Source organism: Dyella humi, assembly GCF_044904605.1.
GTDB lineage: Bacteria > Pseudomonadota > Gammaproteobacteria > Xanthomonadales > Rhodanobacteraceae > Dyella_B > Dyella_B humi.
On sequence record NZ_JADIKI010000023.1, the window covers coordinates 504406 to 530564 of the forward strand.

The window sequence follows — 26159 nt, forward strand, 5'->3', positions numbered from 1 at the left end:
GACTCCTAGTAAAGCCGGCTCAATGCTTGCCGGCGGGCGGATTATTGGATGAACCGTTACCACCGGCATTGCTGCTGCCGCTGGACGAACCACTGACCAGAAACTTGCCGATCAAATCTTCCAGCTGCATCGCCGACTGCGTCAGTACGAGCTGGTCGCCATCCTTGAGCGAATTCGGCGAGCCGCCGGGTTGGATCGCAACATACTGGCTGCCGATCAAACCACTGGTGAATATGGCGGCGGCCGAATCGTCGGGAATCTGGTTGTACTTGCTGTCGATGGCGATCGTGACGGTGGCGTCCAGCTTGACCGGATCGGCTTTCACATCGGACACGCTGCCGATGGCCACACCCGCCATCTTCACGGGCGCGCCTACCACCAGCGCGCCGACATTGGTGAAGTGCGCCGTCACCTTGTAATTGCCGCCGATCGCGTCGGCCGCGCCGCCGGCGCCGAAGAACTTGCCGAGCATTTCCTCCAGCGGCTGCGTCGAACGGGTCAGCACCAGGTGCCCGCCTTCGCCGAGATAGTTCTTGCCCGTGCCGAACTGCAGGCCCACGTACTGGTCGCCCAGCAAGCCGCTGGTGTAGATCACCGCGGTGGAATCGGTGGGAATCTGATTGAACTTCTTGTCGATCGAAAGCTTGACGTCGGCCACGTCCTTGCCCGGCTCCAGCGCGATCGATTGCACCTGACCCACGCGCACGCCCGCCACTTTCACCGGCGCGCGCTCCTTGAGCTGGCCGACATTGGCGAACTGCGCATCGATCATGTAGCTGGCGCCCTGGTGACTGTTGACGACCGAGGTCGTCTGCGTGGCGAGATAAGCCAGTGCGGCGAAACCGAACACGATGAACATGCCGGTGCCGACGGCATAGGATTTTCTCTGGCTCACGACGAAGTCCTCAGAAAGAAGCGATGATTCATAGGGGTCACATCAGGAAGGCGGTGAGCACGAAATCCAGCGCAAGAATCGCGATGGATGAAGCGACCACAGTACGCGTGGTGGCATACGCCACGCCTTCGCTGGTCGGCGCTGTGGTGTAGCCCTGGAATACCGCAATCAGCGAAATCACCGCGCCGAATGCCAGGCTCTTCCAGATCACACCATTGATCACGTCATCCCACACGGTGACGGTGGCCGTCATGTTCGACCAGAAGGTGCCGTTGTCGACGCCCAGCCAGTCCACAGCGACAAGATGACCGCCAAAAATGCTCATACCGCAGAACACGCAGCACAGCAGCGGCATCGCCACGAGGCCGGCAAGAAAGCGCGGCACAGCCACATAGGCGATCGGGTCCACCGCCATCATTTCCATGGCCGCGATCTGGTCGGTGGCACGCATCAGACCGATTTCCGCGGTAATCGACGTGCCCGCGCGCCCCGCGAACAGCAGCGCCGTCACCACGGGCCCGAGTTCCCGGTACACGGATAGCGCCACCACAGAACCGGTAGCCGAGGTGCCGCCGAAGATAGCCAGCACGTGATAGAGCTGCAGGCTCAACACCATACCCACGAACAGTCCGCAAGTCATGATGATGGTGAGGCTCATCGCGCCGACGAACCACAGCTGGCGCACCGTTTCACGCGCATGCCGCAAGCTGTTTGGAATAGCCGCAAGGATTCGCAGCAAAAACAACCCGCAGCGGCCGATCTGGGCCAGCGATACGATTACGACATTTTCGCCGCGCTCTATCCGCGCACTCATGCTGCACCTTCCCTGAAACCGAGGGCCTCGGCGTAATCGTCGGCCGGATACTGGAACGGAACCGGACCGTCCGCGTCGCCGCCAAAGAACTGGCGCGTCCACGGCGAACCGTCACTGGCGATGGTGTTGGGATCACCGTGCGCCACCACCTTGCCGTTGGCGATCAAATAGATGTGATCGGCCACCTGCTTGATCGCCTCCAACTCGTGCGCCACCAGCACGCTGGTGATGCCCAGCGTCTCGTTGAGCGTGCGGATCAGCTTCAGCACCTGGTTGAGCGCGATCGGATCCAGGCCGACAAACGGCTCATCGTAGAGAATCAGCATGGGATCGAACACGATCGCGCGCGCCAACGCCACACGACGCGCCATGCCGCCGGAAAGCTCGGTGGGCATCAGCGAAGCCGCACCACGCAAACCTACCGCCTGCAGCTTGGTCAGCACGATGTTGCGGATCAGCACTTCCGGCAAGCGGGTGTGCTGGCGCAACGGAAACGCCACGTTCTCGAACACGTCGAAATCGGTGAGCAACGCGGAGTTCTGGAAGAGATAGCCGACACGCTCGCGCAGATCGAACAGCGCCTGACGTGACAACTTCGCCACATTCAGCCCATCCACCCACACTTCGCCTGCATTGCCGCGCATCTGGCCGGTGATGTGCTTGAGCAGGGTGGTCTTGCCGGTGCCGCTGGGGCCCATGATGGCGGTGACCTTGCCACGAGGGATGTCCAGATCCAGCTTGTCGAACACGGTCTTGCCGTTGAGCACCGTGGTGAGGCCACGAATGCGCACTAGGGCACGATCCTCGGATTGGGCTTGGACGGTATCGGTCATGGCAAGGGGATGAGGGGAAAGTGTAAAAGTTAACTGAACTGGGCAGCTAATGCTATCCGACCCGGTACAGTAATAGTACGGAACAGTCCGAATTCGAGCTCAGCGATCGGCCAGGAGTTCCCGGATCAAGCTTTCGTGACGCTGACATTGCAGCGCGGTGCGTTGGCGCACCGCTCGTACGATCGCCTGCAGCGTGTCCAGCGCGTCTTCGAACCGGTCATTCACGATGATGTAGTCGAACTCGTGAGCGTGCGCGATTTCCCCGCGCGAATTGCGCAGCCGCCGCTCGATCACTTCCTCACTGTCCGAGCCGCGCCCGCGCAGCCGGCGCTCCAGCTCCGCTCGCGATGGCGGCAGGATGAACACACTCACGCAATCGGGCTTGGCCTTGCGCACCTGCGCGGCGCCTTGCCAGTCGATCTCCAGCAGCACGTCGCGCCCCTGCTGCAACAGCTCCTGCACAGTGTTGCGCGAGGTGCCGTAGAAATTCCCGTGCACTTCGGCGTGTTCCAGGAAGATGCCCTCGGCCACCTCGCGCTGGAACTCAGTGCGCTCGACGAAGTAATAGTGACGGCCGTACTGCTCGCCCGGACGCGGCGGACGCGTGGTGTGGGAGATCGATAGCGAAATGCTCGACTCGCGCTCCAGCAGCGCGTTCACCAGCGTGGATTTGCCCGCACCCGAGGGCGCGGCAACGATGAATAAGGTGCCCCCGCTTCCTGCGTTGGAGATATGCGTGCTCATTCGATGTTCTGCACTTGCTCACGCATCTGCTCGATCAGCACTTTCAATTCCACCGCCGCATTGGTCGTGCGCGCATCCACCGACTTAGAACCGAGCGTATTCGCCTCGCGGTTGAATTCCTGCATCAGAAAATCCAGACGCCGACCCACCGGCTCCTTCAGACCGAGGACGCGGCGCGTTTCGGCAAAATGCGTGCTCAGGCGATCCAGTTCCTCATCCACGTCGGAGCGCGTGATCTGCAACACCAGTTCCTGCTCCAGCCGTCCGGGATCGACCGGCTGCTTCAGATCGGCCAGACGCGATTCCAGCCGCGCGCGCAGCGCTACACGGATCTCCGGCATCCAGCCACGCACGTCAGCGACGATGCGCTCGATCGCATCCAACCGTTCGCGCAGCATGTCGGCGAGCTTGGCACCCTCGCGCTCGCGTGTGGCTGTCAGTGCATCCAGCGCCCGGTCGAGCACGTCCAGCAGAAGGGCTTGCTGCGCGTCCTGATCCATTTCCGCGTGCTGCAGAACGCCGGGGAACCGCAGTAATTCGGTGAATTCGATGCGCATGCGCGGAAAGCGCGCTTCCATATCCAACGCCAGCTCGGACAGACGGCCCACCATGGCGCTATCTACCTGCAGCGATTCACCACGCGATTCGCCCCGGCGCACGATCACGTCCACCTTGCCGCGCGAAAGGCGAGCGGCCATGCGCTCGCGCAGCGCGGACTCGAAGCTGCGCATCTCGTCAGGAAGACGTGGGCCCAGTTCCAGGTAACGATGATTGACCGCGCGCAGCTCGCAGGTCAGCGTCCCGGTGGGTGTGGCGACTTCGGCGGACGCGTAGGCGGTCATGCTGCGGATCATGGAAATGAGCTCGCACGGTAAGGAAAGAGGTCAATGGTAAACTGTCTCATCCTGACTTGCCCAATAAACCTTATATGCCAGTGTCCCGTCCAAGCGGTCGCGCCAGTGATCAGTTACGAAGCATCACCATCGAGCGTCATTACACCCGTCACGCCGAAGGCTCCGTGCTGATCGCCTTCGGCGATACGCGTGTGCTTTGCACCGCCAGCATCGAGGACCGCCTGCCGCCCTGGCTGCGCGGCAAGGGCGAAGGCTGGGTCACCGCCGAGTACGGCATGCTGCCGCGCGCCACCTCCACCCGCACGCAGCGCGAAGCCACGCGCGGCAGCCAGGGTGGCCGCACCATGGAAATCCAACGACTGATCGGCCGCAGCCTGCGTGCCTGCGTGGATCGCCAGGCACTCGGGGAACGCGTCATCACACTCGATTGCGACGTTCTTCAAGCCGATGGCGGTACGCGCACCGCCGCCATCACCGGCGCCTACGTCGCGTTGGTCGATGCGGTGAATGTACTGATGAAGCGCGAGAACCTGCGTCGCAACCCGATCATCGGCGCCGTGGCGGCGGTGTCGGTGGGTGTCTATCAAGGCATGCCGGTGCTCGACCTCGACTACGACGAAGACGCCAACTGCGACACCGACATGAACATCGTGATGAACGATGGTGGCGGCATCATCGAAGTGCAAGGCACGGCCGAAGGTCACGCATTCCGTCGCGACGAGATGAATGCCATGCTCGACCTGGCCGAAAAAGGCATCGCCGAGCTGATCGGCCTGCAGCGCGCGGCGCTAGGTTGAAAGCGCTCATGCAACGTATCGTTCTAGCCAGCAGCAACCGCGGCAAGCTTGCCGAGTTCAACAAGCTGCTCGCCGACAGTCATTTCGAAGTGATTCCGCAGGCCGAACTCGGCGTGGAGGATGCCGAGGAGACCGGCCTCACCTTCGTCGAAAACGCACTGCTGAAGGCGCGTCATGCTGCGCGCGTCACCGGACTGCCGGCATTGGCCGACGATTCGGGACTGTGCGTGATGCATCTACACGGCGCGCCCGGCCTCTACTCCGCTCGCTATAGCGGAGGCCATGGCGACGTGCCCGCGAACAACGCGCGTCTGCTGCGTGAACTCGACGGCGTACCGTCAGAACAGCGCGGTGCCTTCTTCATCTGCGTGCTTGCCTTGTTGTGGCATGCCGAGGATCCCGCACCGCTGATCGCGGAAGGACGCTGGCATGGCCGCGTGCTCGATGCGCCACGCGGCGAACGCGGCTTCGGTTACGACCCGCTGTTCCTGCCGCACGGCCAGTCGTCGAGCGCAGCCGAACTGGAGCCCGACGTGAAGAATCGCTTGAGCCATCGCGGCCAGGCCATGGCGAAGCTGCACGCGCGCATCGCCGAACTGCACACCTGACATGCCGTTGCTCGCACCACCCCTGGCGCTGTACGTCCACATGCCGTGGTGCGTGAAAAAGTGTCCTTACTGCGATTTCAATTCGCACGGCGTACGCGGCGAACCACCTTACGCAGCATATGTAGATGCGTTGCTTTCCGATCTGGATGCCGATCGCCACGATTTCGGCGGCGCCTTGCAGGACCGCCCAATCGTCAGCGTGTTCTTCGGCGGCGGCACGCCCAGCCTGTTCGCACCGGAGCTGATCGCCCGCTTTCTCGACGAAGCACGCGCGCGACTACCGTTCGTCGATGCATGCGAAGTCACGCTGGAAACCAATCCGGGCACCGTCGAGCATGGACGTTTCGACGGCTATCTCGCCGCCGGCGTCAATCGCATTTCCTTTGGCATCCAAAGCTTCGATGACGACAAGCTCAAGCGCCTCGGACGCATCCATTCATCGACCGAAGCGGAGGCAGCGGTGAAGTCCGCACAAGACGCAGGCATCGACAACATCAACCTCGATCTGATGTACGCCCTGCCGCAACAAACGCTACTTGGCGCACTGAACGACGTGGATCGCGCGGTGGCATTGCAACCCACGCACATTTCGCACTACCAGCTCATGCTAGAACCCAACACCGTGTTCGCCGCCCATCCGCCGCCGCTGCCCGACGACGATACCGCCTGGGCCATGCAGGAAGCCTGCGAAGCGCGCCTGGCAGAAGCCGGTTATGCGCAATACGAAATTTCCGCTTACGCCCAAGCCGGCCGACGCTGCGCGCACAACCTCAATTACTGGCGCTTCGGCGATTACCTCGGCATCGGCGCTGGCGCCCACGGCAAGCTCACCGATACTTCCACCGGCGACATAGTGCGGCGCTGGAAAACCCGCCACCCCAACACCTACCTGGAAGCCGCCGGCAAGCCTGCCCGCATCGGCGGCCATGCGGCGGTGCCGGCCGATGAGCTGGCGTTCGAGTACATGCTCAACGCCTTGCGCCTGATCGAAGGTGTTCCCCTGGACGACTTTGCCGCTCGCACCGGCCTGCCCGTGGAACAGATCGCTGCCCGCCTCGCCACCGGTCGCCAGAAAGGCTGGCTGGAAAACGATCCGCGTTATCTGCGTACCACGCCTCTGGGTCAACGGTTCCTCAACGACGTCATCGGCAGCTTCCTGGCATAGTCCCGCACTAAAAATGAGAACCAGTTCACAAAACCCATGACGGGGCTCCGGAACAGGCTTACACTCGCCTCACGGGGAACTCACGGGGAATTCAGGTCATGGATGTCGAGCCAAGGGTTTGTCCTTCGTCCGCGCCTGAGAATCGCCCAGCCGATCTCAGCAGGATGCCCTTGCGCGTACGCAAGCTGATCGAAACGGCCTGCCTGCTGTGCGATCACTGGGCGGAACCAACGCTGCGGTTGTGTCTGGATCGCTTCGACAAGCGCCTCTACGAACACGCCGATCAATCCCGCAATCACTTGGAACAGCAGCGCTGCTTCGACAGCCGTAATCTGGTGCGGCAAGGGCGCACGGCGTTTGTTCAATCCTTCACCGCCAAATTGCGCGAAAGCTTCCAGCGCATGGGTGAAGAAGAAGACGATCAAGCGGCGCGCTTGCTGAGTTTGCAATCGCTGACCTTGCTCGATCGTACGGAACACGAGCTCACCGCCGCGCTCGACAAGCTCGGAGCGCGCAGCGAGGCGCAGAACGGGCCGATCCTGTCCGAACTCTCCTATCGCCTGGCCGTGCTGGTCGCCGCGCCGCCACTGGAAGGCAAGCAATTGCCGGTCGGTCCGCAGAACATGGCGCGCATCCTGCGCGTCGCTAGCGATCCGTTGAACCTGCCGATCGAACACCGCCTGCTGTTGCTGCAAGAATTCGACGGTAGCGTCGGCCGCACCCTGGTTTCGCTGTACGAGGGTATCAACGCCAAGCTGCTCGCCGATGGCATCCTGCCGCAGCTGCGTGCGTTCACTGGAGTGCGGGCCACGCACGGTCCCGTGCATGCTGGTTCGCAAGGTGCCGCTGCGTCGCCCACGACAACATCGGCCAATACCGCCGAACACAGCAACGAACCGATCGCCGTACTGGAAACCCTGCGCGACCTCCTGTCACAGCAACGCGTGGGCCCGTTTGGCTCGGCACCGGCTGCAGGCGGACGCTCCGCCACCCCGGAAGAACTGCAGACCGCGCTGTCGGCCTTGCAGCAGCACTTGGTGCAAGTCACCGACCGCACCAGCCGCGAACTGCGCAGCGCGCAGAAGCTGCAGGAAGAGCTGCTGTATCAGCTCAATCTCGGCCTGCCACCCGGCGCGCCGCGCATGCAGCTCACCGCCGAGCAAGGCGATACGGTGGAACTGGTGGCGATGCTGTTCGAACAGCTCGCCCAGCAACTGCATCAGGGCCCGGATGCGCGTGCGCTGTTGGGCAACCTGCAGCTGCCGCTGTTGCGCCTGGCGGTGACCGATCGCGACTTCTTCAACCAGCACGAACACCCGGCGCGCCAGCTGCTGGGCAGGCTCACCGAAACGCTCGACACCTGGCTGGAAGGACAAAACGGCGAAACCGACCACCAACTGCTGGCCAAGCTCGGCCATCTGGTGGAACGTGCGCAGCAGGAGCCGCCGACGGCCGGTCTCTATACCAGCCTGCTGGCGGATATCGAACATCACCTCATGCAACTGGTGCGCAAGGCGCAGTCTTCAGAACGCCGCCACGTGGAAGCCATGCAAGGCCGCGAGCGGCTGGAGCAGGCACGCCGCCACGCCGACGAGCTGATGGCCGAACGCTTCGCCATCGCCGAGCCGCGCGGCCTGCTGCGTACGCTGCTGGAACGCGCATGGACAGATGTGCTGGCGTTGACGCTGTTGCGCCACGACGAGCACAGCGATGCTTTCCTGCATCAACTACGTATCACGGATCAGTTGCTCGGCCAGTTCCCAGTCAACGATCCGCTGGCGCTGCGGCAGGAAGTGGAAACCGGTCTGCAGCAGATCGGCATGCATGCGGACGAAGCCGAGCAGGTCGCGCAGCGCTTGATCAGTGCGGAGACACAGTCGGCATCTGTCGCCTCCCTGCCCGACGTGCCCGCCGTCCAGCCGATCGCGGCGGCCGAACCGATTGCCCAGGAAAAACCTGCGCAAGCGCCGTCGCCATCGGCCGCACCGCTGGCGGCAACGCCGAAACCTCAGCCTGCCCCGACGCGCACAGTCGATCCGCCTAGCGCGACCGACCTGGCGATTCGCCTCAAACAGCGTCAGCGCCTGGGCGAGCAACGCAACCAGGAAACACCCCAGCCGACGCAAGCCGCCGTGGTGCCGCCGCTCGGCCTCCGCGAAGCGCGCATCCACAATCATTTGCGCCAATTGCCGTTCGGCACGTGGTTCGAGTTCAGCGATCCGGCCACCGGCAAAACCGTGCAGCACAAGCTGGCGTGGTTCTCGCCCGTGTCCGGCAACAGTTTGTTTGTGACTCGCCGCGGCCAGCGCAGTGACGTGATGAATCTGCAGGAACTGGCGCGCGCGATTGCCGAAGGCCGCGTACGCGAACTGCCACCGCAGGAAGAAAACCTGCTCGACCGCGCTTGGCACGCATTGACCAATAACCTGCGGCGCCCCGCACCGCTGCTGCCGGAAGCTCGCTCATGAACGAACAGCGCCGTGCGCCACGCAAACGTCCAGACTATGCCGTCACTGTGACCGACACCATCACCGACCGGCCGCTCGGGCACCTGGGCAATCTCTCCAGCAACGGCATGCTGCTGATTAGCCAGCACACGCCGCGCAGCGAAGCCGTCTATCAGGTCAACCTGCCCTTGCCCGCCCATGACGGCAGCATGCCGACCATCGAGGTGGGTATCCAGGAACAGTGGCACGAACCGGCAGCCACGCCCGGGCAGATCTGGTCCGGCTATCGCATCATTGCCATCGGCACGGCCGATGCGGCGCAACTGGAGCGATGGCTGCAGCAAGCCTGATTGGCTGGCTGACCGCGTTACACTGGCGGACTAAAGCAACCGCCGGATTATCGTATGAGCCAAGATCTCGCTTCGCTGTACGCCCAGCACGTCGCCACCCTGCGCCAGCGCGCGGACAAGGCGCTGGCCCTGGGCGGTTTCGATCATCTGCTGATCGCCGCCAGCACGCCCCTGCGCATGTTTCTCGACGATCGGGATTATCCTTTCGTCGCCAATCCGCATTTCCGTCACTGGCTGCCGCTGACCGATACACCCGGTAGTTGGGTGGTTTACACGCCCGGCAGCAAGCCTAAACTGATCTTCGTGCAGCCACGCGATTACTGGCACGTAGTGCCGGCTGCGCCGAGCGGCTACTGGGTGGAGCAGTTCGACATCACCATCGTGCGCACGAATGCCGAAGCGGTCGCAGCCCTGCCGAAGGGCCATCGCGCAGTGATCGCACCCGAATGCCCGAGCATCGACGGCGTAGAAGCCAACAATCCGGAAGCAGTGGTCAATTACCTGCACTGGCACCGTAGCTACAAAACACCGTACGAGCTGGTGTTGATGCGCGAAGCCAGCCGCATCGGCACGTACGCGCATCGTGCTGCCGAAAAAGCATTCCGCGCGGGCGAGAGCGAATTCGGCATCCAGATGGCTTATCTCGACGCCGCGCAGCAGACCGAAGCGGAGTTGCCCTACTCCAACATCGTGTGCCTCAACGAACACGGCGCGGTGTTGCATTACACGAACTTCGATCGCTCGGCGCCGAAACAGGCCCGCTCATTCCTGATCGATGCCGGCGCCAGCAAGTCCGGTTACGCGAGCGACATCACACGCACTTACGCTGCAACCGGCCATCAGGAATTCCAGGCGCTGATCGACAGCATGGAACGCGCGCAGCAAAGCTTTGCCGCAAAAGTGAAGGCAGGACAGAGCTATCCGGAACTGCACATCCACGCACATCATGTGCTGGCCGACGTGCTGCGTGAACATGGCGTGATCCGTATGAGCGCCGAAAGCGCCGTGCAATCGGGCGTGACATCCGCGTTCTTCCCGCATGGCCTTGGCCATCCGATCGGCCTGCAGGTGCACGACGTCGCCGGCTTCCAAGTCAATGAGAGCGGCGGCTTCATTCCGCGTCCGGAAGGCCACCCGTATCTGCGCATGACGCGCATGCTGGAGCCGGGCATGGTGGTCACCATCGAGCCGGGCCTGTACTTCATCGACATGCTGCTGGAAGAACTGCGTGGCAAGCCTGTGGCCAGCGACGTCGACTGGAACAAAGTGGATGCGTACCGTCCCTACGGCGGCATTCGCATCGAGGACGATGTCGTGTGCACGAGCGGCGAACCGGAAAACCTTACGCGCAATGCGTTTGCCGCATTGAGCTGATATCTGTTCGGGCTAGGGTGAGGCACGCGCGTGTTTTCTCGGCATCGCCTAAGCAGAGACTTGCAAAGAAACTTGCTGAGTGAGTCCCTCTCCCTCCGGGAGAGGGTGCCGAGAGGCGGGTGAGGGTTCGGACGAAAGCGTAGTACTGACTTCTTGCGCAAGTCGTTTAATCACGCGCTGATCGTACCCTCACCCCAACCCCTCTCCCGGAGGGAGAGGGGCTCGCACAACGACCCACCCTACCGTCATCAGGCGATGCAGCTTTCTCCAGGACTGTAATGCGCTTTCGCAGAGGCGCTTCACAACAACGAAGCTGGTCAATGAAGGTGCATGTGGGCTGCGCCTTGCACCATGGGGTTATCCCCCCGTCGCTCACAAAGAGCAGGACGCCTCTGCGACGACCTGGCGCACGACACCAGGCCACAAACGGCGCTATGCTGCCCCGCAATGTCATAGCTGGTAGGAAACCTGCACTATGCACATGCTGCCGGAGCGCGTTCGCCCCTGCCCGCCGCGCAATCCCCTGCGCCGGCTGAGCGCCGAGCTCATCCTTATCGTCCTCGCGAAAATCGCCTTCCTCTCGCTGATCGGCTGGTACGTATCCGCGCATTACCCGCGCGCCGACACGCGCCCCGCAGCGGTCGAACGGCTGCTCGCTCCCTCTTCGTCCACCACACCGGAAACCAAGCCATGATGATCGATCCGGATGTCGTCACCCTCTCGCGCGTGCAATTCGCGCTCACCGCGCTGTACCACTTCCTGTTCGTGCCGCTCACGCTGGGGCTAGTGTGGATTTTGGCGATCATGGAAAGCGTGTACGTGATGACCCGGCGCGAAGTGTGGAAGCGCATGGTGCAGTTCTGGGGCGTGCTGTTCGGTATCAACTTCGCCATGGGCGTGGCCACCGGCATCACCATGGAATTCCAGTTCGGCATGAACTGGGCCTACTACTCGCACTACGTTGGCGATGTGTTCGGCACGCCACTGGCGATCGAGGGTCTGATGGCGTTCTTCCTGGAAGGCACGCTGGTGGGCTTGTTCTTTATGGGTTGGAAGCGCCTCTCGCGCCACAGCCATTTGCTAGTGACGTGGTTCCTCGCGCTGGGCACCAATCTTTCGGCGCTGTGGATTCTGATCGCCAACGCATGGATGCAGAATCCGGTCGGTGCAAAGTTCAATCCGCAGACCATGCGCATGGAAGTCACAAACTTCTCTGACGTGCTGTTCAATCCAGTGGCGCAGGCGAAATTCGTGCATACCGTGAGCGCAGGCTACGTGGTGGGCTCGATGTTCGTGCTGTCGATCAGTGCCTGGTATCTGCTGCGCGGACGCAATGTCGATTTCGCGCGGCGTTCGATGACGGTGGCAGCCAGCTTCGGTTTGGCGGCGGCGCTATCGGTGGTCGTACTGGGCGACGAGTCCGGCTATGCCGTTTCCGAAAACCAGAAGATGAAAATGGCGGCGATCGAAGCCATGTGGCAGACCGAACCGCCGCCGGCCTCGTTCACCCTGTTCGGCATTCCCGATGTGCCCAATCGCACCACGCACTACGCCTTGCATATTCCATGGGTGATGGGGCTGATCGGCACGCGCTCGATCGACAAGCCGATCCCCGGCATCAACAATTTGGTGGAAGACACCAAAGGCAAGATCGGCAACGGCATCCAGGCCTACGATGCGATGCTCACGTTGCGCAAGGATCCAAATGACGCGCAGGCGCAATCGACGCTGGCGCAGCACGATGAGGACATGGGCTACGCGTTGCTGCTCAAGCGCTACGTCGCCGATCCGCGACAGGCGACACCAGCCGACATCGAGAAAGCGGCCACATCCACCATTCCAAACGTACCGGTGCTGTTCTGGTCGTTCCGCGTGATGGTCGCGTGTGGCTTCTATTTCATCGCGCTGTTCACCTATTCGTTCTGGCTAGCCAGCAAGCGTCGGCTCGATCACCGTCGTTGGTACTTGAAGCTTGCGCTGTACAGTCTTCCTCTACCGTGGTTGGCGGCCGAACTAGGCTGGATCGTGGCCGAATACGGACGGCAGCCGTGGGCGATCGAAGGCATTCTGCCCACTGCGCTGGGCGTGTCTTCCCTTTCCGCAGGGCAGGTGTGGACATCGCTGAGCGGCTTCGTGCTGTTCTACACCTTGCTCGCCATAGTCGATGCGGTGCTGATGATGAAGTACGCGCGCAAAGGGCCGGATGAACTCGGCATATGGCCGGTACGCGAGGTTTCGCTTCCGCTGGAAAGCAGCGCCACCGCGCATTGAGGAGAACGCCATGTTCGATATCACGACTTTGCGAGTGATCTGGTGGGTGCTGCTCGGCGCCCTGTTGATCGGCTTCGCCATCATGGACGGCTTCGATTTCGGTGTCGCCGCCCTGCTGCGTATTCTGGGACGCAACGAACACGAACGGCACGTGCTGCTGGAAACCATCGAGCCGACCTGGGAAGGCAATCAGGTGTGGTTCGTCCTCGGCGGCGGCGCGGTATTCGCGGCGTGGCCGATCTTGTATGCCACAGCGTTTTCCGGCTTGTACTTCGCGCTCGCACTGGTGCTGCTGGCCTTCATTCTGCGACCGGTGGGCTTCAACTTCCGCGGCAAGGTACACGACCCGCGCTGGCGCGCGGTATGGGATGGTGCGCTGATCTTCTCCGGCTTCGTGGTGATGCTGATCACTGGCGTCGCCTTCGGCAATTTGTTTCTCGGCTTGCCGTTTCGTTTCGACGACGATCTCTATATGAGCTGGCACGGTGGCTTCTTCGAACTTCTGCATCCGTTCGCAGTGCTTGCCGGTGTGGTGAGCATTGCCATGCTGCTTACACACGGTGCGTGCTGGGCTGCGTATCGTGCCGATCATTCAATCGCCATACGCGCCGCACGCATCGCGCGCTGGATGGCGCTGGCTTATGCGATCAGCTTCGTCGGCGCCGGCATCTGGCTGGGCTATGGCATCCCGGGCTTCACCGTGGTGGGGGCCGTCACCGATGGTGTATCCAATCCGCTGCTCAAGCAGGTGACGGTGGGCAGCAGTTGGTTCGCCAGCTACATGTTGCATCCCTGGTTCTGGGCGGCGCCGACAGTCGGCATCCTCGGTGCGATCGGCGTGCAATGGACGGTGGGCAAGCTGAACCTGCTCGGCTTTCTGTGCAGTTGCCTGATGGTGGCCGGCACCATCCTTGCCGCGGGCTTCTCGCTGTTCCCCTTTCTGCTGCCATCCAGCCTCGATCCACGTTCCAGCCTGACCATCTGGGATGCCTCATCCAGCCACGGCACCTTGATGCTGATGCTCGGCGCAGTGGCCATCTTCCTTCCCATCATCATCATCTACACCAGTTGGGTGTACCGCGTCATGCGCGGGCGCGTCATGCTGAAAGACGTGCAGCACTCGCACAACGGCTATTGAGGAGCAAACCATGTGGTACTTCACCTGGATACTGGGACTTGGCCTGGCCTGCGCTTTCGCCGTGCTGAATGCGATGTGGTACGAGGTGCATGCCACGGATGAAGCGCATCGACAGAAAGAAGCGAATCCCCCGAAAACATAATTCTGCTGTCGCAAATCGCGCCCTCCCCTGCATATAGGGGAGGGCACAAATCATGCAGCACTAACCCAAAGTTTCCGCGCTTCTTCCGCAATCACATCCGGCCGCTCCTCAGGGTAAAACAACTTGGCATTTGCCACGCGCCTGATGCCCAGCGAGTGGCCGAGTGTTTGATCCAGATACTCTGCGCCCGCCATCGAAAAAATCGTATCGTCGACGCCCCACACAATCCGTGCGGGAACTTTGCAACGCCGCAACGCAGGCCCGATATCCTGCAACGGATTGTGTTCCAGTGCGATGGCATACGCATGCGCCAGTGCCTTGCGATGGGGTGAACTCACCAGCGGCGCGAAGTAGCAATCGATCGCCTCATCCGTAGGATCGGCGGGATTGGCGTAACACATTCCGCCAATGCCCTGCGCCGAACGCGCCAGATGCTTGTCGGCCAGCCACGGTGCAAGCCACTGATCAACGAATTTGCCTTGATGCGACAGCGCAATCACAGGTTGCATGGCCGCAGGCGGACTTTCGTGTTCCGTGTCGCAATTGGTCAGCAGCAAGCTGCGGACACGTTCGGGATGCCGCGTTACAAACAGCTGGGCAACGGCGCCGCCGCTATCGCTGCCGACCAGATCCACGCGCGTGACGCCAAGCGCATCCAACAGCTCGACAAGCATGGCGACCTGCGCATCGGGTGCAACGCTCTGCCCGTCCGCCACTTCCGTGTAACCCAGGCCGAGAAAATCCGGTGCAATGCAGCGGCGATACGGTGAAAGGCGATCCAACGCGCCTCGCCACTGGAAACTGTTCAAGGGAAACCCGTGCAGAAACAGCGCCGCTTCGCCGCTGCCGCGTTCCACGTAAGCGATGCGCCCGAACGATGTCTGCACGAAGCGTCGGCTGGCATGGAAGCGCTTTTCGTCCATACCCGCCTTCGCACGGTCTTTTGCGACGCCCCGTGGCGCATAGGCCGCCAGTGCGCCGGATACGATCAGGCTAGTAGTGAGCTGCAAGAATGCTCTGCGATGCATGACGCTCTCTCCATGGGTTGGATGGCGGCATCATTCGCGCACTGCTTCATGCAATCAATGACGTGCAAGGTCATGTCCGCATGACCTGGGAGGTCATGGCTTTCCCGCAGACGTAGGCTTAGCATCCGCGCAATACCCCATACGTGCCGGCCCTTTTGGACGCTTCGACCTCGACATCCTCCACGCACGCCCATGTCGGCCATCTGCTGCGCGAATGGCGCGCCAGCCGGCGCTTGAGCCAGCTGGACCTGGCGCTGGCAGCTGATGTCTCGGCGCGCCATCTGAGCTGTGTGGAAACCGGCAAGTCCCAGGCCAGCCGCGAGATGGTGCTGCGCCTGGCCGATGCGCTTGGCATGCCCTTGCGCGAGTGCAACGCCTTGCTGATGGCCGCAGGCTACGCGCCGAAGTATCCGGAAACCTCGCTGAGCACACCGGCCATGGCGCAAATACGCCAAGCCATCGAGCTGATGCTCAAGCAGCAGGAGCCGTATCCGGCGTTTCTGCTCAACCGGCATTGGGACGTGCTGATGGCGAACGAGGCAGCCGCGCGCGTTGCGCAGTTCGTGCTGCCCGGCGCCCCGAGTGCGCACACCAACATGATCCGGCAGATCTTCGATCCGAAGGATCTGCGCTCGGCCATCGTCAATTGGGAAGACGTCGCGGGTGATCTGATCCGGCATCTGCACGATGTGATCGCCGCCACGCCTTCCGACACCGTCACACGTGCGTTGCTGGAGGAAGCACTCGCCTACCCCGGTGTGCCTATGCAATGGCGTATACGCGACGTCAGCACGGCGCCATCACCCCTGCTCACCACCGTATTTCGCAAAGACGACAGGCAACTGAGCTTCTTCTCCACCATCACCACTTTCGGCACGCCGCACGATGTCACGATCGAAGATCTGCATATCGAATCGTGTTTTCCGATGGATGAGGAGACGGCCAGGTTTTGCCGGGAGCTGGCGCAATAGCTGCTTGGACAGAGCACGTAGGTTGGGGTGAAAACCCCAACCTACCCACCTCAAAGCTTCTGGTAATTCAGCCAACGCCCCTGCCCAATCGCCGGATCGGTCACGCTTGGCTCGCCCGTCTCAACATGCCCTGCCAAGCGCTGCGCGAAACCCGCTTCCGCGTCGGCGCGCACGATCAGGTCGTACCAGCCGTAGCTGTCGCCCAGGGACCAATGCTTCTCGGCATGCTCGCCGGGCTTGAGCATGTATGAAAGCGATTCGCCGTTGTAGAGATTTTCGACGGTCACATTGCAGAAATCGTGGCCTTCGTTCGCCAGCGTCAGCAGCAAGCCTCCTTTCTCACGCTGGTAGCGGCTGGATACCTGCAACATCGTCTTGCGCGATGCGCTATCGCCCTTGAAGCTGCGCACGAAACCGTTCGGCCCGTAGGCATGCAATTCATACGCGCCCTGGATCGGCCAAGTGGCAGAGAGCGATTTTTCCGCCTCCACGGTGTAGAACCATGGCCCTTTGGAAGCATCGCCAGAACGCACGTGAAAACACGCGCCTGCATGGCCTGCATTCTGGAAATCGATGTGCAGCTGGCCGTTATCCAAGCGCCCGATCGCCTGCAACTCATACGGCAGCGCGCGCGCAGGCTTTACACCCGTTTCCTGCACTGGCAAAGCCTGATTGGCGGGTGGCATAGGCGAATAATCGGGATGGCGCAGATCGTCCGGCGGCATGTACGCATTCGTGCCCGGCAACGGCGCCTGCGCGCCATTGGGCTTGGAGAAATCGAATGCCGAGGTGAGATCGCCGCATACGGCGCGGCGCCATGCCGTGATGTTCGGTTCCGGCAAAGCGTGGCGTCGCTCGATGAAGCGAATGATCGACGTATGGTCGAACACCTCTGAGCATACCCAGCCGCCTTTGCTCCACGGCGACACCACGATCATCGGCACGCGCGGCCCCAGGCCATACGGGCCGGCTGGGTAATAGACGTTGCCCGGGAAAATTTCGTTCGTCGTGGCTACGGTCGACTGCCCTTGCGCATCGGAAGGCGGTACACATGGCGGCACCATGTGATCGAAGAAGCCGTCGTTTTCATCGTAGGTGATGAAAAGCACAGTCTTGCTGAAGACCTCCGGATTGCTGGTCAATGCATCCAGCGCTTGCGAGATGTACCACGCGCCGTAATTCGCCGGCCAGTTCGGGTGTTCCGTATACGCTTCAGGCGCGACGATCCACGATACCTGCGGCAGCTTGTTGGCAAGCACGTCACTACGCAGTTGATCGAACAAGCCACCACCAGCGGAGATGTTGGTGCCGGCGCGCGCGCCCTGGTACAGCGGACTGCCGGATTGCGCGTTGCGATACTGATTGAAATACAGCAGCGAGTTGTCGCCGTAGTTGCCGATATAGGCATCATCGGTCCAGCCCCAGTAGCCGGCCGCATCCAGGCCGGTGCCGGCATCCTGGTAGATCTTCCAGGTGATGCCGCCGTTCTGCAGCACTTCGGGATAGGTCGACCAACCGTAGCCCGCTTCTGCATTGTCGATCACCGGACCGCCGCCCGCGCCGTCGTTGCCCACCCAACCCGTCCACATGTAGTAGCGGTTCGGATCAGTGGGGCCCATCACGGAGCAGTGGTACGCATCGCAAACGGTGAACGCATCGGCGAGCGCGTAGTGGTAGGGAATATCTTCGCGCGTGAGGTACGCCATCGTGGTGGTGCCTTTGCTGGGCACCCATTGATCGTATTGGCCGGCGTTCCACGCCGTGTGCGTGCTGGTCCAGTCGTGCGCGAGATCTTCCAGAAACTGCAGCCCAAGATCCGGCGCCGTGGGATGGAACGGCAGCACATAGTCCGAGCCGTTGGGCTGGTACCACACCGAATGGCCAGTCGTGAGATTTACCGGGCGCGGATCGCCGAATCCGCGCACGCCTTTCAGTGAGCCGAAGTAGTGATCGAAGGAACGATTTTCCTGCATCAGCACAACGATGTGCTCGACGTCTTCGATCGTACCTTTGCGCCGATTAGCGGGAATCTCCAATGCACGCGTGATGCTGGCGGGGAGCATGGAAGCAAGTGTGCTGCTGCCAAGAAGCTGCAGGAACCGGCGGCGGTTCATCGAAGTCATGCTGCGTTCCCTTTTTTCCGCTGTGATATCGCCGTGCGATGCTGCGTGGCTAAGGTTGCAATCGTGCGACATTCGTGGGGCCGGTTGGAGAACGCGGCAGGCGGTCACAATGTGTGCGAAAAGTAGGGCGACGGTTTATTCACGTATCGCAAACACACTCGTCTCAATCTTGCGGCGATGATAGATTTTGTGTGCTTCGCACGGTTTATTTGACTGGATTCCGGCCTTCGCCGGAATGACGATGAGGCGGAATCCAACTTCGAGGAAGTACTCGTCAGCACCGCCCAGCCAGCAACGCCTCGATTTCCTCCGGCTCCTTCGGCACATCCGCCGTCAGCACTTCGTTGCCGTCGCGCGTCACCGCTACATCGTCCTCGATGCGAACGCCGATGCCGCGCCACGCGTCCGGCACCGACATATCATCCGGCGCGATATAGATGCCGGGCTCAACCGTAAGCACCATGCCTGGCTCGAGCATGCGCGGCTCGCCGTCGACGCGGTAATCGCCCACGTCATGCACGTCCAGGCCCAGCCAATGGCTGGTTTTTGCCGGGAAAAAACGCTTGTAGCTGCCCTGTGCCAGGGCTTCGGCCGGATCGCCCTTCAGCAATCCAAGTGCACACAAGCCTTCAGTGATGACGTGCACGGCCACATCGTGCGCCGTGCTATAGGAACGTCCCGGCTGCACTTCGTCGATCGCCGCTTGCTGCGCGGTGAGCACGATCTCGTACAGCGCACGCTGCTCGCGGCTGAAACGGCCACTGATCGGAAAGCTGCGGCTGATGTCGGAGGCGTAGCATTCTAGTTCCGCGCCAGCATCGATCAGCAACAGATCGCCGTTTTTCAGCGGCGCGCGATTGGCCTGGTAATGCATGGTGCATGCGTTCACGCCACCGGCAACGATGGGCGGAAACGCAGCTACTGCGCCGTGGCTGCGCATCACGCGCATCAATTCGGCTTCCACTTCGTATTCGTGCCGGCCTGCGCAGGCCATGGTCATGGCCGCCAGATGTGCTTGCGCGGCAATGGTGGCGGAGGCGCGCATTAGCTTCAATTCCGCGCGCGACTTGTACAGACGCAAATCGTGCAGCAGATGGCCTAGCGCCACGAACTCTTTTGGCACCACGCCGCCACCGCGCAGTTGGCGCAGCCGGCGCATCCAACCAAGCAGTTGCGCGTCGAATTGTGGCTCACGGCCGAAATGGCAGTAAACGCGCCCGCGGCCTTCGATCATGCCCGGCAGGATGTCGTCGATGTCGTCAATGGGAAACGCATCATCCATGCCGTAATCGGCCACGGCGCGTTCGGTACCAATGATTTGCCCATGCCAGCGCTCGCGCTCCGGATCGCGCTCGCGGCAGAACAGCACCACTTCGCCGTGCTGCCGCCCCGGCAGCATGGCGAGCACCGCGTCAGGCTCAGGAAAGCCGCTCAGATAATGGAAATCCGAATCCTGGCGGTACGGCCACGCGGCGTCGGCATTGCGCATGCGCTCGGGCGCGGTGGCAATCAGCACCACCGCGTCTTCCCCGGCCATTTTCATCAATTGACGGCGGCGCCGCGCAAATTCTTCGGACGCGATATTCAATGCAACGTGCCGCTGGAAGACGGGTTGGGGATATGACATTCAGTGAATAGCAGCATGGCGCCCATGCGCACGAATTCATGCACTTCGATCAGTGCATCCTCATCTTCGTCTTCGCTGCCGAAATCGAGCGATGAGGATGCAATGGTGCCGATATCGCTCAAGATTTCCTTGCCCTCGTCGGACAGCCGTCCGTGCGAGGCCGGACCACCCAGTCCGAAGCCGCCGAGGAAGCCGCGGCACCAGTCCACCAATGCGTCGGCGCGTTCGGACAAGGGGCGATCGTCGGCCGGCAGCAGGGGTTCGAAACCCAGCTCTGGATCGGCCAGTTCTTCCTCGCTTTGCCGAGCCAATTGGTCCAGCGTGTCCTGGTCGTGCTCGGATACGCTGTCGCTGCCGGCGTCGAGATGCAAGGCACCGAGCACAGCCCGCCTGCCCGGCCTGCCGTTGGCCGCCAACAGGCCGCACAAGGAGCCATGTAACTCACTGGCGCGAATGGACAATCGCAGGTGCGTGACAACTTCGTCCAGTTCGTCGTGACCGATGGGTTCGAGGGCGGTCATCGCGGTCTCCATTTAGCTTCGAGTGGCAAGTTTAATGCACCGCGATGCATAGGCTATCCGGCCCACAGATTTCGTCCGGCGTCCTGATATAGTTTGGCCCATGAAGACACCGGACGCCGCCCAACACGAGCTTGCCGCCCTGAGTCAGCAGCTTGATCGGCTGCTCGAATTCGTTCATCGGTTAAGCGAAGAAAATCGCAGCCTGCGCCACAGTCAGGAACAGCTGGCGAACGAACGCGCAAGCCTGCTGGCACGCAATGAACAAGCACGCAGCCGGGTTGAAGCGATGATTCAACGACTGAAGGCGCTCGAGAACAATGGCTGACGTCATCAGCACACCCACCAACGAGCCGGTTTCACTGCGGCTGATCGATCGCGACTTCCTCATTGCCTGTCCGCCGGAAGAACGCGAAGGCTTGCTGGAAGCGGCCAGCTTTCTCGATCGCAAGATGCGCGAGCTGCGCTCGCATGCCAAAACACCTGGCTTCGATCGCTTGGCTGTGCTGGCCGCGATCAGCATCACGCACGAATACTTGCAATTGCAGAAGCGTGCCAACACCGCAAATCACAACGTTACTGAACCTGATGTCGCTGAAGGACTCGCCGCATTGCGTCGCAAGCTTGAAGCTGCACTGGATACGCAACTAAAATGACCTTGGCGTTTTCTGCGGTGTGCGCCAGCACACTCTTACATTTGCCTTGTTCCTATATGACGACCCGGGACGGTTACTTAAGGTTGTTGCGCATGTCCGCCATGAGCGGAAAGCCTTGAGGCCTTAATCTCCCTCCCACCTGATCCCGCTTGGATCAAGGTCGTTTGGTGGGCAGCGGCATCGCGGTTAACGCCACCCATTCCCAGCCCGGAAGCCGCCCACGGCGACTTCCGGGCAGCGGGGCGCCGGCCGAGGCTCTATCTCTGAGGAGACGCGCGACGTGGATACCGCCGCACGACGTCGTGAACTACGCCAGCGCCTGGCCGAACGCCGCCGCGCCCTCACCCCACCTCAGCGCATCGCCGCCGCCCAGGGCCTGCGGCGCAGCCTGGAACATCTGCCTGAATACCATACGGACAAGCGCGTTGCCGGCTACTGGGCTTGCGACGGTGAGTTGCCGCTCAATCTGGTGATTCCACCGCTCGCCACGCGTGGCCAACAGTTTCTGCTGCCCCTGATCGGCCAGGACAACCTGCTGCGTTTCGCACCATGGTCGGCCGGTGACCCGGTGCAACCCAATCGTTTCGGCATTCCCGAGCCAGTGACCCCGCGCGAATGGTTCGCCCCGTTTCAGCTCGACCTGGTGTTCGTGCCCTTGCTCGCCTTCGACCGCCGCGGCAACCGCCTGGGCTACGGCGGTGGCTATTACGACCGCAGCTTCGCCTTTTTGAAAGATCAGCTGCGCCCCACCGAGCCCCTGCTGGTGGGTATTGCCTATGATTTCCAGGAATTGCCGGAAATCACCCGCGAACGCTGGGACGTGTCGCTGGATTTCATCGCCACCGATCACGAACTTATCGAGTGCCGTGCCGAGACGTCAGGAGACCTGAGCGCATGAAGTATTGGCTGATGAAATCCGAGCCGGACACGTTTTCCGTCGACGATCTCAAGCGCAAGAAACGCGAAGCATGGGACGGCGTGCGCAACTATCAAGCCCGCAATTTCATGCGCGACGACATGCGCGTAGGCGACGGCGTGTTCTTCTATCACTCCAATTGCGCCGAACCCGGCATCGCCGGCCTTGCCGAAGTGGCCAGCGATGCGTATCCGGACCCCAGCCAGTTCGATCCCAAGAGCAAGTACTTCGACGCCGGCAGCTCGCGCGACAACCCGCGCTGGATGCTGGTGGACGTGAAGTTCGTGAAGAAGCTCGCGCGCGTGATCACGCTGGATGAACTCAAGAACCATCCTAAGCTGGCCAGCATGGGGCTGCTGCGCAAAGGCAATCGCTTGTCGGTAATGCCGGTGGATGCGGCGGAGTGGAAGTACATCCTGGGTTTGGAGTAGTTGCTTCCTCGTGCGAAATCGCACTGCAACGCACTGCAAGATGCAGGCCATCTTCAAATCATCGATCATTTCCCCTTAGGCCTTTCAGGACAATCGCATGAGCAATAACGAAGAAAAGCGCCTCGCCGGCGAAGCCGCCATCAAGTACGTCGAAGATGGCGCCATCGTGGGTGTCGGCACCGGCTCCACCGTCGCCTTCTTCATCGATGCGCTGGCACACATCAAGGATCGTATCCAGGGCGCGGTCTCCAGCTCCGAGCAATCCACCGCCCAGCTGAAGAAGCACGGCATTCCGGTGTTCGATCTCAACGCCACCGGCCCGCTCGCTCTGTACGTCGACGGTGCCGATGAGTGCGATCCGCACAAGCGCCTGATCAAGGGCGGCGGTGCAGCGCTTACGCGCGAGAAGATCATCGCGGAAGCCGCGCAGAAATTCGTCTGCATCATGGACGCCAGCAAGCGCGTGAACATTCTCGGCAAATTCCCGCTGCCGATCGAAGTGATCCCCATGGCTCGCAGCCTGGTCGGCCGCGAAATCGTCAAGCGCGGCGGCAACCCGGTGTGGCGTGATGGCGTCGTCACCGACAACGGCAACTGGGTGATCGACGTACACGGCTGGCAGATCGCCGATCCGGTGGCGCTGGAAAGCGAACTGAATCAGATTCCCGGCATCGTCACCGTCGGCCTGTTTGCACGGCGCTCCGCTGATGTGGTGCTGATCGGCGACAAATTGATGCAGTAAGCAGTCGTCGCGCTACGTCAACAACACAAAATAAGAAGAGGTGAGAGTGAGCAAGAACGACGTAACACGCGACATCGCGCGCAACATCGAGCGCGCAGGCATATGGCAGATCATGCGCGCGCTGCCTTGGCCATTGAAGCTCTTGGCCACTGTGGCAGCGCTGGCTTACCTGTATTGGTCGGCACACTGATTCGCTTAGCGCTGACGGCCACTTTTCGCGCTATCTGTGGATCGCTCACAAGAAAAAGCCGGGCTCCTGCGAGTCCGGCTTTTATTTGGTGATCGAATGATCAGGCTTCGCTGAAACGGCGAGTGACTTGCGTCGTGCTCGCCCTTATTTACCCATCACCTTGGTGAGTCCCTGAAGCGTCTTGGCAAAAGCCTTGTCACCACCCGCGACGCTCAAGGCACCCGACGCATCGTTCCAATGCAGTTTCGTAACGGTAGCGCCCTTCCCTTTCTCGTAGTCATAGGAAGTGCCATCGTCGTCATACATAACGAAGTCGCCATCCTTGCCTGGATAGACACGGATTTCGGTGATCGACTGCTTCGATGCGGTCGATTGGACGTCTGAACCCAGCGGCACAATCGAGCCCGCGCGAACGAAAACCGGAATCTGGTCGATGGGCGTGGCAACCTTGACCCAACGCCCGCCCGTCAGCTTTTCGTTGGTCCAGAAGTTGTACCAGTCGCTACCCGCAGGCAGGTACACGTTTTTTTCGGTCTGGCCCTGTTCGGTCACCGGTGCGACCAAGAAGGCGGGGCCGAACATGTACTGCGTGCCTAAATTGACTACGTTGGGATCGTTCGGAAAATCCATCCACAACGGCCGCATGAAAGGCGTTCCCGTGTCGTAGGTAATCTTGGCCTGGCTGTAGAGATAGGGGATCAACTGATAGCGTAGGCGATCGTAGCGGGCCATGATCGCCTCGGCCGGTTTACCGAATGCCCAGATTTCCGTGTGCTTGCGATCGCCATGCAGACGCAATGTCGGTAGGAAGGTACCGTATTCGAACCAGCGTGTGAGCAACTCAGGGTAATCGTTGTTCTGGCCAACCGTGTCGCGCGCGCCTGACGGATCGAGCAACAGCGGTTTGGTGGCGTTGCTCGTCTGCGGCAAAAACTGCCAACCACCGATGTCATTGCCCCAATAGGCGATGCCTGAGGCGGTCATATTGAGGCCAGTTGGAATCTGGCGCTGCAGGGCTTCCCAGGTCGGATCGATGTCCGAGGACCAGAACAGCGCACCGGTTCGCTGCGAACCCAGATAAGCGGCGCGAGAAAGAATCAGCACACGCTTGTTGGGCTTCCAGGCACGCATGCCCTGAGCGACCCCTTCGACATGCAGCAGTGGGAAGACATTGTGATAGCGGTCGCCCGAACCGATCGAATAGAAGAAGCCGTCCGGCACCAGGTCCGGCTCGGTCTCGTCGAGCCACGGATAGTCGAAGCCGTGCGAGAGGATGTTGTCGCGCGCATGCTCCCAGTACCACTTGCGCGCCGCGGGGTTGGTGGAATCGATAAGGGCACCGGTGCGGTCCGAGCGGAACGGTAAGCCGTCGACCGTCTTGCCGTTCTTGTCCTTCAGCAAATAGCCCTTGGCGTCGAGTTCGCTGAAATAGCGCCCCGCCCTCTCGAAGCGCGGCCAAATCGAAATGATCGACTGCATGCCCATGGCGTGAAGCTGCTGGTTCATGCCATCGGGATCGGGAAATTCCTTGGGATTGATATCCAGCTGTCCCATGAGCGTCCAGTAGAACCAATCCACGACCATGACGTCGAGCGGATAGCCCTTCTGACGGTAAGTCTTGGCGACACGCAACACTTCCGCTTGACTGTCATAGCGCGCCTTCGACTGGATCAGACCGAAGGCAGCTTTCGGCGGAATCGGTGTCTTGCCGGTCACGCGCGCATAGGCCGAATAAATCGCTTCCGGATTGTCGCCGGTGATCACGAAGAAGCTGACGCGCTCGCCTACCTTTGATTGAAAGGAGGTGCGTCCACGAATGCCTGCTACAAAACGCGTGGCGGATGGGTTGTCCCAGATGATGCCGTAGCCCTTGGACGAAACCATGAAAGGCACGCAGACCGTCTCACCCGTTGGCGCGTCGTACCAGTGCTGGCAATCGATGGTGCGTCCACGCAGATCGAGTGCACCCAGAGATTCCTGGTTCTGGCCCATGCCGTAGTAGTGCTCGTCGGCCGGTGCGGTGAATGTTGCCCCGACTTGATAAGTGGCTTCACCCGCGACCTCATGCGGCGACATTTCCCAACCCGTCATGTTGACGATGGTTTCGCCCTTAGCGTTCTTCACCTGCAAGTTGACGGGTGCCAAAGTTGGAAGGAAGTAACGCTCCATCGCCCCCTGCGCATGCGGCGGTGGAGCAGCATTGACGTGCAACGTCAAGGCTGGAGAGGTAAACGTGTCGCCGCTCTGGTCGCTCGTCTGGCGGAACGCTGCATTGTCGGCGTGGTCGGCGAGAATCCCGTAACCCGGTGCCTTCAACGCCTCGGCCTTATCGGCAGCGATCGTTACGTGGATGACGTTCGGGCCATAGGCCTCAACGCTAACCCAGGCGCCCTTTCGATCAAGCGTGGTGATCGGCGTGGCATTGGCGGCTGTGACCACGGCAAAGGACAAGACCAGTCCCAGCAAGGCCATTTTGGATGTGGGCACGACTTTCCCCTTAGCGTTAGCCGCAACATGCGGACGAG

The 26159-nt window shown here is 61.4% G+C and carries 27 protein-coding genes and 1 other RNA gene; 18 read left to right on the plus strand and 10 right to left on the minus strand.

The window, feature by feature from the left end:
- Window positions 1-19 precede the first annotated feature (19 nt).
- The 5 genes from mlaD to ISP18_RS13570 all read right to left on the minus strand — a co-directional run bounded on the left by mlaD (window position 20) and on the right by ISP18_RS13570 (window position 4140).
- Entirely contained in the window at window positions 20-895 is an 876-nt protein-coding gene (gene mlaD, locus ISP18_RS13550; protein WP_380012760.1) for an outer membrane lipid asymmetry maintenance protein MlaD, read from the minus strand.
- Window positions 896-932: 37 nt separating this feature from the next.
- Window positions 933-1709, minus strand: coding sequence for a lipid asymmetry maintenance ABC transporter permease subunit MlaE (gene mlaE, locus ISP18_RS13555; protein ID WP_380012763.1), 777 nt, complete (start codon window positions 1707-1709; stop codon window positions 933-935).
- Window positions 1706-2542, minus strand: coding sequence for an ABC transporter ATP-binding protein (locus ISP18_RS13560; RefSeq protein WP_380012766.1), 837 nt, complete (start codon window positions 2540-2542; stop codon window positions 1706-1708). Before ISP18_RS13560 ends, mlaE begins: the two co-directional genes overlap by 4 nt.
- A 99-nt stretch (window positions 2543-2641) precedes the next feature.
- Window positions 2642-3286 (minus strand): guanylate kinase, encoded by a 645-nt coding sequence (gene gmk / locus ISP18_RS13565; RefSeq protein WP_380012769.1) that lies wholly within the window; start codon window positions 3284-3286, stop codon window positions 2642-2644.
- Window positions 3283-4140 (minus strand): YicC/YloC family endoribonuclease, encoded by an 858-nt coding sequence (locus tag ISP18_RS13570; protein ID WP_380012772.1) that lies wholly within the window; start codon window positions 4138-4140, stop codon window positions 3283-3285. The genes gmk and ISP18_RS13570 overlap by 4 nt, the downstream gene beginning before the upstream one ends.
- A 74-nt stretch (window positions 4141-4214) precedes the next feature.
- Here ISP18_RS13570 and rph point away from each other — a divergent pair, with 74 nt between their 5' ends.
- From rph to cydX, 10 genes are all read left to right on the plus strand, one after another.
- The gene (gene rph, locus ISP18_RS13575; RefSeq protein ID WP_380012775.1) at window positions 4215-4937 is read left to right on the plus strand and encodes a ribonuclease PH; all 723 of its coding nucleotides are present in this window, start codon (window positions 4215-4217) and stop codon (window positions 4935-4937) included.
- 8 nt (window positions 4938-4945) lie between these two features.
- Complete coding sequence (gene rdgB, locus ISP18_RS13580; protein ID WP_380012778.1) at window positions 4946-5545, plus strand: RdgB/HAM1 family non-canonical purine NTP pyrophosphatase; 600 nt, start codon at window positions 4946-4948, stop codon at window positions 5543-5545.
- 1 nt (window position 5546) lies between these two features.
- Complete coding sequence (gene hemW, locus ISP18_RS13585; RefSeq protein ID WP_380012781.1) at window positions 5547-6710, plus strand: radical SAM family heme chaperone HemW; 1164 nt, start codon at window positions 5547-5549, stop codon at window positions 6708-6710.
- 164 nt (window positions 6711-6874) lie between these two features.
- Window positions 6875-9178, plus strand: coding sequence for a DUF1631 family protein (locus ISP18_RS13590; RefSeq protein WP_380012784.1), 2304 nt, complete (start codon window positions 6875-6877; stop codon window positions 9176-9178).
- Window positions 9175-9507, plus strand: a complete 333-nt coding sequence (locus ISP18_RS13595; RefSeq protein ID WP_380012787.1) for a PilZ domain-containing protein — start codon at window positions 9175-9177, stop codon at window positions 9505-9507. The genes ISP18_RS13590 and ISP18_RS13595 overlap by 4 nt, the downstream gene beginning before the upstream one ends.
- A 54-nt stretch (window positions 9508-9561) precedes the next feature.
- A complete protein-coding gene (gene pepQ / locus ISP18_RS13600) occupies window positions 9562-10881 on the plus strand; it encodes a Xaa-Pro dipeptidase (RefSeq protein WP_380012790.1) in 1320 nt (439 codons plus the stop codon).
- Between the two features lie 475 nt (window positions 10882-11356).
- A complete protein-coding gene (locus tag ISP18_RS13605; RefSeq protein ID WP_380012793.1) occupies window positions 11357-11575 on the plus strand; it encodes a hypothetical protein in 219 nt (72 codons plus the stop codon).
- Window positions 11575-13152: a cytochrome ubiquinol oxidase subunit I gene (locus ISP18_RS13610; protein WP_380015841.1), complete on the plus strand. Its 1578-nt coding sequence runs from the start codon at window positions 11575-11577 to the stop codon at window positions 13150-13152. The genes ISP18_RS13605 and ISP18_RS13610 overlap by 1 nt, the downstream gene beginning before the upstream one ends.
- A gap of 10 nt (window positions 13153-13162) precedes the next feature.
- Window positions 13163-14290 carry a cytochrome d ubiquinol oxidase subunit II gene (gene cydB / locus ISP18_RS13615; RefSeq protein WP_380012796.1) on the plus strand — a complete coding sequence of 376 codons (1128 nt, stop codon included), beginning with the start codon at window positions 13163-13165 and terminating at the stop codon, window positions 14288-14290.
- Between the two features lie 10 nt (window positions 14291-14300).
- The gene (gene cydX / locus ISP18_RS13620; protein ID WP_380012799.1) at window positions 14301-14432 is read left to right on the plus strand and encodes a cytochrome bd-I oxidase subunit CydX; all 132 of its coding nucleotides are present in this window, start codon (window positions 14301-14303) and stop codon (window positions 14430-14432) included.
- 50 nt (window positions 14433-14482) lie between these two features.
- On the opposite strand, the gene ISP18_RS13625 is transcribed toward cydX, so the two are convergent.
- A complete protein-coding gene (locus tag ISP18_RS13625; RefSeq protein WP_380012802.1) occupies window positions 14483-15460 on the minus strand; it encodes an alpha/beta fold hydrolase in 978 nt (325 codons plus the stop codon).
- Window positions 15461-15615: 155 nt separating this feature from the next.
- On the opposite strand from ISP18_RS13625, the gene ISP18_RS13630 reads away from it, so the two are divergent.
- Window positions 15616-16431, plus strand: a complete 816-nt coding sequence (locus ISP18_RS13630) for a helix-turn-helix domain-containing protein (protein WP_404559526.1) — start codon at window positions 15616-15618, stop codon at window positions 16429-16431.
- Between the two features lie 50 nt (window positions 16432-16481).
- Here the strand turns inward: ISP18_RS13630 and ISP18_RS13635 are convergent, their stop codons facing one another.
- From ISP18_RS13635 to ISP18_RS13645, 3 genes are all read right to left on the minus strand, one after another.
- Window positions 16482-18554 carry a phosphocholine-specific phospholipase C gene (locus ISP18_RS13635; RefSeq protein ID WP_380012808.1) on the minus strand — a complete coding sequence of 691 codons (2073 nt, stop codon included), beginning with the start codon at window positions 18552-18554 and terminating at the stop codon, window positions 16482-16484.
- A gap of 274 nt (window positions 18555-18828) precedes the next feature.
- Entirely contained in the window at window positions 18829-20181 is a 1353-nt protein-coding gene (locus ISP18_RS13640) for an aminopeptidase P N-terminal domain-containing protein (RefSeq protein WP_380012811.1), read from the minus strand.
- Window positions 20139-20702 (minus strand): UPF0149 family protein, encoded by a 564-nt coding sequence (locus ISP18_RS13645; protein WP_380012814.1) that lies wholly within the window; start codon window positions 20700-20702, stop codon window positions 20139-20141. The genes ISP18_RS13640 and ISP18_RS13645 overlap by 43 nt, the downstream gene beginning before the upstream one ends.
- Window positions 20703-20802: 100 nt before the next feature.
- Here ISP18_RS13645 and ISP18_RS13650 point away from each other — a divergent pair, with 100 nt between their 5' ends.
- From ISP18_RS13650 to ISP18_RS13680, 7 genes are all read left to right on the plus strand, one after another.
- Window positions 20803-21027, plus strand: a complete 225-nt coding sequence (locus tag ISP18_RS13650; protein ID WP_380012817.1) for a TIGR02449 family protein — start codon at window positions 20803-20805, stop codon at window positions 21025-21027.
- Entirely contained in the window at window positions 21020-21355 is a 336-nt protein-coding gene (locus ISP18_RS13655; protein WP_380012820.1) for a cell division protein ZapA, read from the plus strand. The genes ISP18_RS13650 and ISP18_RS13655 overlap by 8 nt, the downstream gene beginning before the upstream one ends.
- Window positions 21356-21361: 6 nt before the next feature.
- A non-coding RNA gene (ssrS, locus tag ISP18_RS13660) (6S RNA) lies at window positions 21362-21548 on the plus strand.
- An 87-nt stretch (window positions 21549-21635) separates the two neighbouring features.
- Window positions 21636-22253, plus strand: coding sequence for a 5-formyltetrahydrofolate cyclo-ligase (locus tag ISP18_RS13665; RefSeq protein WP_380012823.1), 618 nt, complete (start codon window positions 21636-21638; stop codon window positions 22251-22253).
- Window positions 22250-22702 (plus strand): EVE domain-containing protein, encoded by a 453-nt coding sequence (locus ISP18_RS13670; protein WP_380012826.1) that lies wholly within the window; start codon window positions 22250-22252, stop codon window positions 22700-22702. Before ISP18_RS13665 ends, ISP18_RS13670 begins: the two co-directional genes overlap by 4 nt.
- 97 nt (window positions 22703-22799) lie before the next feature.
- On the plus strand, window positions 22800-23444 hold the full coding sequence (gene rpiA, locus ISP18_RS13675; protein ID WP_380012829.1) for a ribose-5-phosphate isomerase RpiA: 645 nt from the start codon (window positions 22800-22802) through the stop codon (window positions 23442-23444).
- A 46-nt stretch (window positions 23445-23490) separates the two neighbouring features.
- A complete protein-coding gene (locus ISP18_RS13680; RefSeq protein ID WP_380012832.1) occupies window positions 23491-23634 on the plus strand; it encodes a hypothetical protein in 144 nt (47 codons plus the stop codon).
- Between the two features lie 144 nt (window positions 23635-23778).
- Here the strand turns inward: ISP18_RS13680 and ISP18_RS13685 are convergent, their stop codons facing one another.
- Window positions 23779-26121 (minus strand): glycoside hydrolase family 31 protein, encoded by a 2343-nt coding sequence (locus ISP18_RS13685; RefSeq protein WP_380012835.1) that lies wholly within the window; start codon window positions 26119-26121, stop codon window positions 23779-23781.
- Between the last annotated feature and the right edge of the window lie 38 nt (window positions 26122-26159).

Coding starts and splice junctions, on each gene's coding strand:
- ISP18_RS13640 (WP_380012811.1), bottom strand. CDS start 20,181: ATGTCATATCCCCAACCCGTCTTCCAGCGGCACGTTGCATTGAATATC.
- cydB (WP_380012796.1), top strand. CDS start 13,163: ATGTTCGATATCACGACTTTGCGAGTGATCTGGTGGGTGCTGCTCGGC.
- rpiA (WP_380012829.1), top strand. CDS start 22,800: ATGAGCAATAACGAAGAAAAGCGCCTCGCCGGCGAAGCCGCCATCAAG.
- mlaE (WP_380012763.1), bottom strand. CDS start 1,709: ATGAGTGCGCGGATAGAGCGCGGCGAAAATGTCGTAATCGTATCGCTG.
- ISP18_RS13595 (WP_380012787.1), top strand. CDS start 9,175: ATGAACGAACAGCGCCGTGCGCCACGCAAACGTCCAGACTATGCCGTC.
- pepQ (WP_380012790.1), top strand. CDS start 9,562: ATGAGCCAAGATCTCGCTTCGCTGTACGCCCAGCACGTCGCCACCCTG.
- ISP18_RS13570 (WP_380012772.1), bottom strand. CDS start 4,140: ATGATCCGCAGCATGACCGCCTACGCGTCCGCCGAAGTCGCCACACCC.
- cydX (WP_380012799.1), top strand. CDS start 14,301: ATGTGGTACTTCACCTGGATACTGGGACTTGGCCTGGCCTGCGCTTTC.
- ISP18_RS13655 (WP_380012820.1), top strand. CDS start 21,020: ATGGCTGACGTCATCAGCACACCCACCAACGAGCCGGTTTCACTGCGG.
- rph (WP_380012775.1), top strand. CDS start 4,215: ATGCCAGTGTCCCGTCCAAGCGGTCGCGCCAGTGATCAGTTACGAAGC.
- ISP18_RS13610 (WP_380015841.1), top strand. CDS start 11,575: ATGATCGATCCGGATGTCGTCACCCTCTCGCGCGTGCAATTCGCGCTC.
- hemW (WP_380012781.1), top strand. CDS start 5,547: ATGCCGTTGCTCGCACCACCCCTGGCGCTGTACGTCCACATGCCGTGG.
- rdgB (WP_380012778.1), top strand. CDS start 4,946: ATGCAACGTATCGTTCTAGCCAGCAGCAACCGCGGCAAGCTTGCCGAG.
- ISP18_RS13670 (WP_380012826.1), top strand. CDS start 22,250: ATGAAGTATTGGCTGATGAAATCCGAGCCGGACACGTTTTCCGTCGAC.
- ISP18_RS13650 (WP_380012817.1), top strand. CDS start 20,803: ATGAAGACACCGGACGCCGCCCAACACGAGCTTGCCGCCCTGAGTCAG.
- ISP18_RS13645 (WP_380012814.1), bottom strand. CDS start 20,702: ATGACCGCCCTCGAACCCATCGGTCACGACGAACTGGACGAAGTTGTC.
- ISP18_RS13590 (WP_380012784.1), top strand. CDS start 6,875: ATGCCCTTGCGCGTACGCAAGCTGATCGAAACGGCCTGCCTGCTGTGC.
- ISP18_RS13635 (WP_380012808.1), bottom strand. CDS start 18,554: ATGACTTCGATGAACCGCCGCCGGTTCCTGCAGCTTCTTGGCAGCAGC.
- ISP18_RS13560 (WP_380012766.1), bottom strand. CDS start 2,542: ATGACCGATACCGTCCAAGCCCAATCCGAGGATCGTGCCCTAGTGCGC.
- ISP18_RS13605 (WP_380012793.1), top strand. CDS start 11,357: ATGCACATGCTGCCGGAGCGCGTTCGCCCCTGCCCGCCGCGCAATCCC.
- gmk (WP_380012769.1), bottom strand. CDS start 3,286: ATGAGCACGCATATCTCCAACGCAGGAAGCGGGGGCACCTTATTCATC.
- ISP18_RS13625 (WP_380012802.1), bottom strand. CDS start 15,460: ATGCATCGCAGAGCATTCTTGCAGCTCACTACTAGCCTGATCGTATCC.